This is a genomic window from Rufibacter soli (assembly GCF_054781795.1).
In genome coordinates this window covers 1,185,690-1,197,851 of the sequence record NZ_BAAGTS010000002.1, presented here as the reverse complement: position 1 = coordinate 1,197,851, position 12,162 = coordinate 1,185,690, and the positions used below count along the sequence as shown (strand labels likewise).

General features: G+C 50.3%; 11 protein-coding genes. 5 read left to right on the top strand and 6 right to left on the bottom strand.

Going from position 1 to position 12,162, the window contains the following annotated elements:
* Nucleotides 1-202 precede the first annotated feature (202 nt).
* On the top strand, nucleotides 203-2,161 hold the full coding sequence (gene ftsH / locus ACYVJQ_RS06905) for an ATP-dependent zinc metalloprotease FtsH (protein ID WP_460892338.1): 1,959 nt from the start codon (nucleotides 203-205) through the stop codon (nucleotides 2,159-2,161).
* A gap of 188 nt (nucleotides 2,162-2,349) precedes the next feature.
* On the opposite strand, the gene ACYVJQ_RS06900 is transcribed toward ftsH, so the two are convergent.
* The 4 genes from ACYVJQ_RS06900 to ppsA all read right to left on the bottom strand — a co-directional run bounded on the left by ACYVJQ_RS06900 (nucleotide 2,350) and on the right by ppsA (nucleotide 7,053).
* On the bottom strand, nucleotides 2,350-3,009 hold the full coding sequence (locus tag ACYVJQ_RS06900) for a phosphoribosyltransferase (RefSeq protein WP_460892337.1): 660 nt from the start codon (nucleotides 3,007-3,009) through the stop codon (nucleotides 2,350-2,352).
* A gap of 377 nt (nucleotides 3,010-3,386) precedes the next feature.
* Complete coding sequence (locus tag ACYVJQ_RS06895) at nucleotides 3,387-3,770, bottom strand: DUF202 domain-containing protein (RefSeq protein ID WP_460892336.1); 384 nt, start codon at nucleotides 3,768-3,770, stop codon at nucleotides 3,387-3,389.
* Nucleotides 3,771-3,991: 221 nt separating this feature from the next.
* Nucleotides 3,992-4,441: an Hsp20/alpha crystallin family protein gene (locus ACYVJQ_RS06890; protein ID WP_460892335.1), complete on the bottom strand. Its 450-nt coding sequence runs from the start codon at nucleotides 4,439-4,441 to the stop codon at nucleotides 3,992-3,994.
* Between the two features lie 179 nt (nucleotides 4,442-4,620).
* Nucleotides 4,621-7,053, bottom strand: coding sequence for a phosphoenolpyruvate synthase (gene ppsA, locus ACYVJQ_RS06885; RefSeq protein ID WP_460892334.1), 2,433 nt, complete (start codon nucleotides 7,051-7,053; stop codon nucleotides 4,621-4,623).
* 322 nt (nucleotides 7,054-7,375) lie between these two features.
* Here ppsA and ACYVJQ_RS06880 point away from each other — a divergent pair, with 322 nt between their 5' ends.
* The 3 genes from ACYVJQ_RS06880 (at nucleotide 7,376) to ACYVJQ_RS06870 (ending at nucleotide 9,900) form a co-directional block, all read left to right on the top strand.
* Nucleotides 7,376-8,077 carry a hypothetical protein gene (locus tag ACYVJQ_RS06880; protein ID WP_460892333.1) on the top strand — a complete coding sequence of 234 codons (702 nt, stop codon included), beginning with the start codon at nucleotides 7,376-7,378 and terminating at the stop codon, nucleotides 8,075-8,077.
* A 164-nt stretch (nucleotides 8,078-8,241) separates the two neighbouring features.
* Entirely contained in the window at nucleotides 8,242-8,589 is a 348-nt protein-coding gene (locus ACYVJQ_RS06875; protein WP_048919990.1) for a hypothetical protein, read from the top strand.
* Nucleotides 8,590-8,973: 384 nt separating this feature from the next.
* Entirely contained in the window at nucleotides 8,974-9,900 is a 927-nt protein-coding gene (locus tag ACYVJQ_RS06870; protein WP_460892332.1) for a nucleotidyltransferase family protein, read from the top strand.
* A 63-nt stretch (nucleotides 9,901-9,963) separates the two neighbouring features.
* Here the strand turns inward: ACYVJQ_RS06870 and ACYVJQ_RS06865 are convergent, their stop codons facing one another.
* Nucleotides 9,964-10,440, bottom strand: coding sequence for a hypothetical protein (locus tag ACYVJQ_RS06865; protein WP_460892331.1), 477 nt, complete (start codon nucleotides 10,438-10,440; stop codon nucleotides 9,964-9,966).
* 211 nt (nucleotides 10,441-10,651) lie between these two features.
* Nucleotides 10,652-11,083 (bottom strand): hypothetical protein, encoded by a 432-nt coding sequence (locus tag ACYVJQ_RS06860; RefSeq protein WP_460892330.1) that lies wholly within the window; start codon nucleotides 11,081-11,083, stop codon nucleotides 10,652-10,654.
* Between the two features lie 316 nt (nucleotides 11,084-11,399).
* Here ACYVJQ_RS06860 and ACYVJQ_RS06855 point away from each other — a divergent pair, with 316 nt between their 5' ends.
* Nucleotides 11,400-12,161 carry a VIT1/CCC1 transporter family protein gene (locus ACYVJQ_RS06855; RefSeq protein ID WP_460892329.1) on the top strand — a complete coding sequence of 254 codons (762 nt, stop codon included), beginning with the start codon at nucleotides 11,400-11,402 and terminating at the stop codon, nucleotides 12,159-12,161.
* Nucleotide 12,162: the final 1 nt, after the last annotated feature.

The window sequence follows — 12,162 nt, the reverse complement described above, 5'->3', positions numbered from 1 at the left end:
CTTTTACCCATTGCCATCCCTTATTGCGAAAACCCGGATACCATTTTCATATGCTTTTATTCTCCTATCTCATTCAGGATCAGCCCCATTCTTTCAAGATTCCTTTCAGCCAACCTTACCCTAAAAGGAAGAATAATTTACCAAAAGCCACGTCCACTTCTTGGCTGCACAAGTAAAAGAATATAGGGCTAACCGTAACGCCGTGGCAAATCCTACACCCCATACAAACCCAACTCCCAATAAGCCGCCCCAATCACGGGTGTCTCCCTTGCTGTTGTATGTGGTGTTCATGGGTATTTTGATTTTCACGATGTATAACTCCGGCAATTCGGCGAAGGAAACCACTTCTTGGCTGGAGGTAGAGAAATACATGCTCAGCCGCAGGGCCGTTGATAAGATTGAGGTCCTTAATGGCGAGGAGGCCGGCATCTTCATCAAAAAGGAGTTTGCCGATAGCCTTCCCTTCAAAGACGTCATGAAACCGGGTAACACCAGGCAAGTGCTTCCGGGGCCCCATTATACCATGACCATAGGCTCTGTGGAGAGTTTTGAGCACAACCTGGAGCAGGCGCAGCAGGGCGTGCCCTTAAACCAGCGGGTGGACGTGGTCTATATGAAACAGGGTAACTGGCTTGGTAACCTGCTACTGTGGGTTTTCCCTATTTTTCTGATGTTTCTGTTCTGGCAATTTTTAATTCGCAACGCCGGGGCGGGTGGCATGGGTGGTGGTTCTATTTTCAGTTTCGGGAAGTCTAAGGCCATGCTCTTTGACCAGGAGCATAAAAGCAAGATTACCTTCCAGGACGTGGCCGGGTTGGAAGAGGCCGCCATGGAAGTGAAAGAGGTGGTGGACTTCCTGAAGAACCCCGAGGAGTTCACTAAACTGGGCGCCAAAATCCCCAAAGGGGTGATTCTGGTGGGTCCGCCGGGCACTGGTAAAACGCTTCTGGCCAAAGCCATGGCCGGCGAGGCTCAGGTTCCCTTCTTTTCCATGTCTGGCTCTGAGTTTGTGGAGATGTTTGTGGGGGTTGGTGCCTCGCGCGTGCGCGACCTATTCAAGCAGGCCAAGGAGAAAGCCCCTTGTATCATTTTTATTGATGAGATAGATAGCATTGGCCAGTCAAGGGGCAAACAGGCTTTGTTCTCCGGGTCAAATGATGAGCGCGAAAGTACCCTTAACCAACTCCTGACCGAGATGGATGGCTTTGAAACCAACAGCGGCGTGATTGTGCTGGCGGCCACCAACCGCGCCGACTTGCTGGACCCCGCCCTGGTCAGGCCCGGAAGGTTTGATCGCCACATTTACCTGGAACTGCCCAATATTAAAGACCGGGAGGAGATCTTTAAAGTACACTTGCGGCCACTCAAAATTGACCAGAGCATTGACCCGGCTTTTCTGGCGGCCCAAACGCCAGGCTTTTCGGGCGCCGATATTGCTAACGTCTGCAATGAGGCCGCGCTCATAGCGGCCCGCAAGAAAAAAGAGCACATTGACCGCCAGGATTTTCTGGATGCCATGGACCGGATAGTGGCTGGGTTGGAGAAAAAGAGCAAGATCATTTCACCCGAAGAGAAAAAAATCATTGCCTTCCATGAGTCCGGGCACGCCTTGGTCAGCTGGCTGCTGCCACACGTGGACCCGCTCATCAAGGTATCCATTATTCCCAGGGGCAAGTCATTGGGGGCGGCCTGGTACCTGCCGGAGGAACACCAACTCAAATCTGCCACGGCCTTCTCAGAGCACCTAAGCGCCATTCTGGCCGGCCGGGCCGCCGAGGAAATCACCTTTGGCGAAGTTACCTCCGGGGCGCTGGATGACCTGGAGAAAGCCACCAAAGAGGCCTATATGATGGTAGCCTATTACGGGTTTGACAAACAGATTGGCAACATCAGTTTCTATGACTCTACTGGCCAGCAGGACACCCGGCTCTCCAAACCCTACAGCGAGGAAACCGGCAAACTGATTGACACCGAAGTAATGAAACTGATTAACGACGCCTACAACCAGGCCAAAAACATTCTGGTGCAACACCAAGAAGCACTGGGCAAACTGGCCGAACGGCTCCTGCAAAAAGAAGTCATTTTCAAGGAAGACCTGGAGGAAATTCTGGGTAAGCGCAATGCTCCCTTAAATGGACTTCCGGTGCTGCAGGAGGTGTAACTCCCTTCTAAATCCGCCTTTTCTTGCTTATTCCCATTTCCCCTGCAGGCTTTTCCAGCAACTATTGCCCTTTTAATGAGATATAGCTTAGATTGAAGAAAGGGAAGCCCATGATTACACCTTACAGAAAAGGGTTTGAGCTTCCTTTTTGTGTAAAGGCTTCTGAAAAGCCTGAGGATAAATGCGGTCTATCTGTTTTCTTTCCAGCGGTTAAACAATTCTATGGTTTCCGCATCAGAGAGGTTGTAGAAAGTTTTATAGGCCTGTGATACTGCCTGGAAATAATCTGGGGTTTCCAAAATGACCACGTCCTCCACTTCCCGCAACAGCCTGCTTTTCATCTCGGGCCCGGCCACGGGGGCGGCTACCACCAGTTTGCCCACGCCCTGGTTGCGGCACATTTTAATGGAAGCAAACAAGGTGGACCCGGTGGCAATGCCGTCATCTACCAGAATCACGGTCTTGTTCCTGATTTTGGGCAACGGCTCCCCGTTCCGCAGAACGTCAATCCTGCGCGCTATCTCTTTTTTCTGCAGCGCAATGGTGTGCTCCAGCACATCCGGCGAGAGACCCGCCTGCGCCTTCTCATTAAGGTAAAAACTGCCGTCCTCGGCAATGGCGCCAATGGCGTATTCGGGGTTATTGGGGTGGCCCAGTTTCCGGGAAACCAGCAGGGAGAAATCTGCCCCTAAATACTTCGCTACATAGAAGCCGGTTTCAGCTCCTCCTCTGGGTATGCCCAACACAATTACCCCTAAGCCTTTGTATTTCTCCAGGGCTTTGGCCAGGTGGAGGGCGGCGTCTTTACGGTCTTTGAACATGGGAGTAGCAGTTAGAGGTGAACACATGAAATCCAAAACAACCTGTTATGCAAGGCCACCGTCAAAGGGAATGAAGCCTTTGTAGCGCGGTTCCGATTTAAGCCTGTTTTCAGAAAAACGTGCCCACAACGACCTCCCTCACTTCACAAGGTCAATTCCTGTTTTAAGCCCGTTTTAGCCAAAACAGGCTTAAAACGCTACAATGGTTTAAAACCTGACATTCTAAGGAAGCACTATGTTTGGGCAAAGAGCGCCTGTCTTTATAAGTACGGTATAAAGGAATTTCAGCCATAAAAACCGGCCTGTAAGAAGTGGGTAAGCAGATGAAAATGACAATGAACCCCTACAGACTACTTATGGACTGACTACTGCTTCTAGGTTTCAATTTTTCCAGAAAGGGTGGCTTAATCTATATTCCCGTAGCGCGAGGCTTCTTTTTCATGGATGTGGGCGTGCATATGGCTGGTCTCGGCGTACTCTTCCTGGTGCAGGGTAATGTGCTTTGATTTCTGGAAGTACCTGAACACCCCATAGCCGCAGACCACCAGGCCCACAGGAATCAAAATGCCTCCTGCAATATCAAACGCTTTCATGTCAAAGAACTTAATAAAGGAAAGGCCCGCCACCAGAAACGTTAGGGCAGTGCGCAGGTAGGCCATAAGGGTGCGCTCGTTGGCGAAAATGGTGCGTTGCAGGGCCAGTTTGTCCCGTATCTCAATGTTCTTTTTCTCCTGCACCTTCAGCTTTTTCTTCAGCTTCTTTATTTCCTGTTCTTCCTTTTCAGACATAGCGCTTAAGGTTAGAAAGCCCTTTTTCAAAGATGAAGAATTTACCCAAAACCGCCGCCCCAAACGCAGGCAAATTTAGACAGAGATTCAGAAAATGGGGACTGGAAAAAAAGGAAAATAGACAGCATAGAAGCCACTAAGTATCAGCGCAATGGGCTCCAAAACAGAATAAGCCGAAGCCATAAAATGACCTCGGCTTATAAGAGAACCGTTACACCGGTTTAGTCAATTTTAATGCGCTGTTTAGTCTTTTCTCCCGTCTCTTTTTTAGGCACAACCAGGCTCAGAATGCCGTTCTCATAGTGGGCCTTGATCTCCTCGGGCTTAAGATTCTCTGGCAGGCTGAAGGAGCGGCTGAAGGACGAGTAATTGTATTCCCGTTTGTGGTAGTTCTCCATATCTTCGTTTTTCTCATCTTCTCTCTGGCTGCTGATGGTGAGCACACCCCGCTCCAGGTCAATGTTGAAGTCTTCTTTCTTCATACCCGGCGCAGCCACCTCTATCAGGTAGTCTTTTTCTCGGTCCTTAATGTTCACGGACGGTACATTAATCTCCATTTGGCGCCGCATGGACATGGGCATAGGCATCATGCCGAAGAACTGGTCCATGTCTGAGAAAAAATCTGGAAAACCAGACCTGGTAGGGGCAGACATCCCCCCTTTTCTTTTCATTAGGTTAGCCATGGTAATAAAGTTTTAGGTAACACATTCCCGTTTATAAGCTAGGCAGTAAACATTTAAAATATAATATTTTTAATGTTATTTTATATTTTACGTTGGCAAAATTCCAAAGTTGAAAGAAAGCTTATCTTTCTATGGCAAGCCAGTATTTAGAACTAGTAAGTGGTTCATCAGCCTACCTCAATTAAATGCCTGGGCTGTTGGGCCCGTTTTTTCTCTGCCTTCAGCATGTTCTCCAGCCCCCTGAAGAACGCATCTGGGTTGAAGGAAATGCTGTCTATGCCATTCTCAATTAAAAAAGAGGCGTATTGCGGGTAGTCACTGGGGGCCTGGCCGCAGAGTCCGGTTTTGGTGCCGGTATGCCGGGCCTTTTGCAGGGTCATGACAATCAATTGCTGCACCGCCGGGTCAAAGGGCGTGAAAATATCACTGATTAACCCAGAGTCGCGGTCGGCGCCCAGGGTAAGTTGGGTAAGGTCATTAGAGCCGATGGAGAAGCCATCAAACAGCTGGGCAAACTCTTCGGCGAGCAAGGCGTTAGACGGAATTTCCACCATAACATAGATTTCCAGCTGGTTTTCGGCCCGCCGAAGCCCATAGTCCGCCATTAAGGAGATTACTTTCTGGCCTTCCTCCACGGTTCTGCAGAAAGGGATCATCAGTTTCACGTTGGTGAGCCCCATCTCGTCGCGCACCTTTTTCATGGCCCGGCATTCCATCTCAAACCCCTCCTGGTACAGCGGGTGGTAATACCGGGAGGCACCCCTTAATCCAATCATAGGATTAGATTCATCGGGCTCAAACTGCCGGCCGCCAATGAGGTTGGCATATTCATTAGACTTGAAATCACTCATGCGCACAATCACGTCTTTGGGATAGAAAGCGGCCGCAATGAGCGAGGTGGCCTCCGCCAGTTTCTCCACGAAGAAGTCTTCCTTGTTGGCGTACTGGCGGGTAAGCTGGGCAATTTTTTCGCGGGCCGCCGGGTCCTGTACTTTCTCAAAATGCTTTAAAGCCATGGGGTGAATCTGGATAGAGTTGTTGATGATGAACTCCATGCGCATAAGCCCCACGCCGTCATTGGGCAGGAAGGAATATTTAAAGGCCTGCTCTGGGTCGCCTAGGATCAACATGGCTTTGGTCTGCGGTTTTTCCAGGTGCTGGAGATCAGTCTTTACTTCAGACCACTTCAGTTTGCCGGCGTACACGTACCCGGTCTCCCCGCCGGCAGTGGAGACAGTGACCTCCTGGCCGTCCTGTATCTGTTGGGTGGCGTTGTTGGTGCCCAGCACGGCCACCGCACCCACTTCCCGGGCCACAATGGCGGCATGGCTGGTGCGGCCGCCCTGCTCGGTGACAATGGCAATGGCCTTTTTCAGGATGGGGTCCCAGTCGGGGTCGGTTTTACGGGTTACCAGCACCTCTCTTTCCTGCAGCTTGTCTATTTCTGCCGGCGAGTGCAAAATTCTGGCAATTCCGGACACAATGCGGTTACTCAACCCAATGCCTGCGCACAGCACCTCGCCTTTTTCCTCCAGGGTATACTCCGTGAAAAACGCCTGATTTTTGTGTTGGCTTTGTACGGTTTCGGGGCGGGCCTGCACAATGAACAGTTCCTGGGTGAGGCCGTCTTTGGCCCATTCAATGTCCATGGGTTGGCGGTAGTGCTCCTCAATTTTGACGGCCCACCTGGCCAGCTGCACTACTTCCTGGTCCTGCAACACTAATTGCTCCTGCTTCTCGGGGAGCGTGTCCAGGTTCAGGATGGCGTCGGCCGGGCTCTGCAGTTCTCCCTCGGCGGGGTCAGCGTAGACCATGGTTTTGGCCTTGCTGCCCAGTTTGTGTGAAATCACGGGTTGGGAGGCGGTTTCCAGCAAAGGTTTGAACACCATGAATTCATCTGTGTTCACCGCTCCTTGCACTACGTTTTCACCCAGGCCCCAGGCCCCCGAGATAACCACCACGTTCTCAAAACCGGTATCTGGGTCCAGGGTGAACATAACCCCGGAACTGGCTTTGTCTGACCGCACCATCACCTGCACGCCCACTGACAAAGCTACCTGCATGTGGTCAAAGCCGTTATCTACCCGGTATTTGATGGCGCGGTCTGTGAACAGGGAAGCATAGCTGTGGTGGCAGGCCAGTAGCAGGTGGCGCAGGCCGCGCACATTCAGGTAGGTCTCCAGTTGGCCGGCAAAACTGGCCGTCGGCAGGTCCTCGGCGGTAGCGCTGCTCCTTACAGCCAAGGAAATCTCCTCCCCGTATTGCTTTTTAAGGAAGTCATAGCCTTTCTCAATTTCCTGACAAAGCTCCTCCGGAAGGGTAGCCTGCAGAATAAGGGATCTTGCTTTCTCGCCCACGGCCGCTAGATTAGAGAATTGGTCCAGGTCCAGGCTGCTTAATACCTGGGTGAGTTGTTGCCGCAGGTTCTGGTTATCCAGGAAAAACCAATAAGCGTCTGCCGTGGTGGCGTACCCGTCGGGCACCTTTACCCCCACCGGGTTCAGTTGATTGAACATTTCGCCCAGCGAGGCGTTCTTGCCCCCCACTTTCCCCAGGTCTTGGTAACTGATTTCGTTAAACAGCTTGATGAATGGCTCCATGGCTTGGACTCTTTTAGGTACTAGTACCTTGGCAATAAGGAGGTAGTGAAACAGGCAGGCAGATCATGTAAAGACACCAGACAGAGGGCATCTTGGGCAGGAGGCGCAAAGCGGAAGCTGGATTCCCAATAGCACAGGGCGCAGGGAAAGTACCAGGGGTTCTATTGTTAATACTATATTTAGTAACGTATCTGTCAGGGCCAGGTTCTGGAATATGGGAGCTCTCGTGGGGCTTTTAGTGTATATTTGACTTTTGCTCTTGTGGGTGACTTGCCGTGTAGAGCGGCTTTTTGCTTACTTTCACAGAGGCCTAATCCGTTTTATGAACCGTTACCTTTCCAGAGACACCGCTGCCCACCTGCTCCAAAAGATTCTGGCCGGGGCCGTGCCGTTTGTCTATGACCAGGAGAAGCACCGTTTGCTGCTTTTAGATGCTACGGGCCAGGAGCACCTGATCTTCCGGTTGCCCATTGTGTTTCCGGCCGTGGGCCGAAAGGAGGCCGCACCAGTGCATTATGTGCTGCTGCTTATACAGGCGGGGAACTGCGCGGTGGGCTACTTTGAAGACGGGGTTAACCTGGACCATAAGGTGTTCCGGTCCTACATGGTGCGCAAAAAGCAGGGCAAAAGCCAGATCAAGTACCTCAAGACCAAGGGCAAGTCCAGGGCCGGCTCCCGGGTGCGTCTGGGCGAAGCCCTGGAATTCTTCGAGAATATCAATGAGCGCCTGCAGCGGTATTTTGAAGACCATTCCGTGCACCGCGTGGCCATCAGTTGCTCCAAGACCCTGCTCCCCTACCTCTATGACGCCAAGGTGCCCACCCCCTTTGACAAACGGGACGAGCGCCTGTTCAAGATACCCATGCACGTGCACACCCCCATTTATGACGTGATGATGGACGTGCACAAGTTCCTGCTCAAAGGCGAACTCATCTATGAACCCGCCCACCAGGACCTGGTAAACGAGCTGCTAGGAGAAAAAAACCTGCCTGACGAAGACGAAAGCGAAGACGAAGGCCGTTAAAATGAAGTTGGCTTTCCCCTTGAGGCCGGTTGTAAAAGGCTCTTTTAAGGGAATCTACTGGCTAGTAGACGGTTGCCTTCCCTAATTTTTGGTTTTAGCTGGGGTTCTACCCAAGACTGGAGCCAATTGTGTATTTCTAAAAATGATAACCCGTATATTGCAGCATGTTTGCAAATGAACTTCGGCTTGGTAATATAGTTTCTGAAGCAGGGACCTATGTGGTCATTGATGCAGGTCGCATGATGGCTATTCTTAGCGGCGAGGCGGCTTTGTATGATCCTATCCCCTTGACAGATGAATGGCTGTCGGGGGCCAACTATGATGAGCTGGAAGATGAGTTCATGTTCCCGGAACTGAGCCAGTGGGCCCTGGACCCTAAGTACAAAGAGATTGTCTTTAACGGCGGCTATATTGCCACCAGCGCCCCCGTGGCCTATGTACACCAACTGCAGAACTTCTTTTTTGTCATGACCGGCCAGGAAATGGAACTGCCTTGTCACTTGCAACTATAGCTTTCTTTCCTATTACCTCCCCTTTCCTGTTTTGAGGCTACTTTTCCTAAAACAAGCCTAAAACACCAAATAGCCTTTTTTAGGCTCCTTTTCTCCAGAGCTTCACTTCCCTCTTTAAAACTGCTAAGATTTCAGGGTAGCTGCATTACAGCGTTGTTTGCCCCAATCTTCCCTTTTTAAGTACCAGTCCTTTCTGTTTTAGAGCCGTTTTCAGAAAATCAGCCCCAAAACAGAAATCGGCAGACAGACTAAGGCTTCTTCTCGCCTCTCTTCCGGTTCCCGGCTAATTCTTTTGTAATAAAGTGCCCCCCACTTTTACCCATCATGGGGTCTGCCCTAAACTTACCGAACTTTTACCCCCAACTTTCCGGTAAAACAACTACTATGCAACAACGCCCCACCTTATTAGTGTTAGCGGCTGGCATGTCTAGCCGCTACGGCCGCCTGAAGCAACTGGAACCCTTTGGCCCGCACGGTGAAACGCTTATGGAATATTCCATCTATGATGCGCTGCAGGCCGGCTTTGGGAAAGTGGTATTTGTGATACGGGAGGCCATAGAGGCGGAATTCAAAGCTGTTCTGCAGCCCCGTTTGCCGGCCAATGTACCGGTGGAATACGTCCGGCAGGAACTGGATATTCTACCCGAAGGGTTTACTGTTCCGGAAGGAAGGCAGAAGCCCTGGGGCACGGCTCACGCTATTTGGGTGGCAGTTTCAGCTTTGCAAAAAAGCCCTTTTGCGGTAATCAACGGAGATGACTTCTACGGCCGGACCTCCTTTCACCTGGTGGCCCAATTCTTCCAGGAAAACCAGGCGCCGCAGGAACATGCGTTGGTAGGCTTTCACCTGCAGAATACCCTCTCTGACTTCGGGGCCGTCTCCCGCGCGCTCTGTGACCTCTCTCGAGACGGCTACCTGACCAAACTTACTGAGCTCAAGCAGATTATAAAGTCTGCCACCGGTATTGAGGCGCAGGACCAGGAAGCGGCCGGGATATCTCTCACCGGAAACGAAATAGTGTCTATGAACCTGATGGGGTTCAAGCCCAGCCTGTTACCACACCTGGAACAACATTTCAAAAAATTTCTGTCTATTCACGGCCAATCGCTCAAGGAAGAATACGTACTGTCTACGGTCTTAGACCAGATGATTCTTTCTGGGCAGGCCCGGGTAAAGGTGCTGCCGTCTTCTGAGAAATGGTTTGGGGTTACGTACCCAGAAGATAAACCCACCACCATCCAGAACCTGGCGGCGCTGGTAGAAACCGGTGTGTACCCAGAGAATCTTTGGGCCGGGTTTCCTCAAGTGTAATGGGCTTTATATAATTCTAGGGGAGGTAGTTAGATTAGCTCCTAGTTAATCAGTTGTAATTATTTATTTGTACAAATTCATTTCAATCGACTCTCCATTGTATTCCATCAGAAGGCACCATTTTTTTTCATTTGATAGAATTCCTGCATAGATAATCCCATTTTGCTCTGCTCTTTTATGCTCCATAAGGTAATATAAGGGAGAGAGAACAGGTGCATTGCCAAGTCCAAAGTCGTATATCCCCACATCGGTTACTCCAAAATAAATTTGGTCATGATATGGCACATGAAACCATATTGCCCAGTCTTGGTTTGAATCCTTTCTATTTTCAGTGAATATTATTTCATTAATTTCTTCTTGTGAATACTTAGAGGTTGGCTTATAGGAAGAGTGTATTAAAGTCTCAAGAAACAAGTGTGACGTTGGAATAGAAAACAAACATTCCTTATCCAGGAAGTATTCTTCATTAAAACCGAAGCTTTTAAATAGCTCCTTTTCAATCCATTTTTTAAAATCTTCAAGCCGGGTACTTTCTCCCATTTGTTTCTAGACCTTAAATTTTCTGTTCATAAACCAGTAGCCAAGCAACGAGGCCAAAAGAAAGCGTATCCTATCCTTTCGGAAAAGCCATTGCTAGCCGTACTTCTGTTTTAAGCCTGTTTTCCAAAAAACGGGCTTAAAACGGAAAACCACTTCCTATGAGTAAAAGATAATGTGGCACCATAGGCCAACTTTCAACTTCCTGGCAGCGTTATTTTCGCTTTTTCCCCAGTGCCTTCAGCGCTTTCTCGTTCTCCCGCTCTTTCTTGTATTGGTCAAAGACCTCTGGCGCAAGGGTGACGGTATAGTCTACCTCGCTTAGAATGTCCTGGTCCTCGTCAAAATCATACACCATGTTCAGGTACAGGTATTTGTCTTTGTTCAGCACGTACTCCTCGCCTTCCTTGTCATAAACATGGAACTCGTATTCGCCTTCCTCCAGCTTTTTATCAGTAGATAAGGCCAGGCAGTCTCCGGTTATGACCAGCGGGGTATCCAGGTCTTCTATGTAGTTGAAATCCTGGAAGTAGCGCCCGTCTTTTTTGCTGGTCACGTATTCTACCCGGTCAATGTGAAGTTCAATGGCCTTCTTTTTGGTGCTTCTTTGCGGGGTGATGCTTTTAATGTTGCCTACTACTTTCATGGTTCTGCCGTGTGGGCAAAGGCGGGTACCTCTGCGTTGTTGCTTAAAGGTACGCAAGATACGGCCTTGCCGGGTACTTCGTGATAGAAATCCACTTGGTCCAGTCATTGCCCCTCTTTACGGTTGAAAGCTCTGTTTAGAAGTGCCTTCTCCTAAGCTCTATAACTTGTAATCTTTCTGAATTAGCTACTTAGCGGCCTCCAGAACAACCCACCCTCGTTCTTTCTAGTAAAAAAGGAGGGTAGTTTCTTGGGGCTGGCACAGATAATTCGATCAGAACCAGGCCACCTTCTTAACTTCGGTCACCTTTCTATGTATGGCCACATCTGCTGACCTCACACGGCAACAACTGGAAGCCTCCCACACGCCGGAGCAGGTGAAGTCGCGACTCCTGCGGCAGACAAAGCACAGTTACCTGAAAGATTTTGTGTATGGGGCCGTAGATGGCACCGTGACCACGTTTGCGGTGGTGTCTGGAGTTGCGGGGGCTAACCTGGCCCCTCAGGTGGTGATTATCATGGGCCTGGCCAATCTGCTGGCAGACGGGTTCAGTATGGCGGTGAGCAACTACTTAGGTACCAACACTGACCTTCAACTCCTGGAAAAAACCCGCACCGATGAGCATACACACATAGAGTTGTTTCCAGATGGGGAAAGGGAAGAAATCAGGCAGATCTATGCGGCTAAAGGGTTCACCGGTGACATGCTGGAACAGATAGTGCAAACCATTACGGCAGACAAGCATCTCTGGTGTGAAACCATGTTGCAGGAGGAACACGGCATGTCCCTCAACCCCATGTCGGCTTGGAAAGCGGCCTTTGCCACCTTCACGGCCTTTCTCCTGGTGGGTTTCATTCCGGTGGCGCCTTTCCTGGTTGGCTATTATTTCAAGGGAAGTCTCCAGTCGCCGTTTCTTTGGAGCAGCATTGGTACCGGCCTGGCCTTTTTCGCGATTGGCGCCCTTAAAAGCAAGTTTGTGTATAAGCCATGGTACACTTCGGGCCTGGAAACCCTTTTCCTGGGTGGGGCCGCCGCCGCTCTGGCGTACCTGGTGGGTATCCTGCTGAAAGACCTGTAGA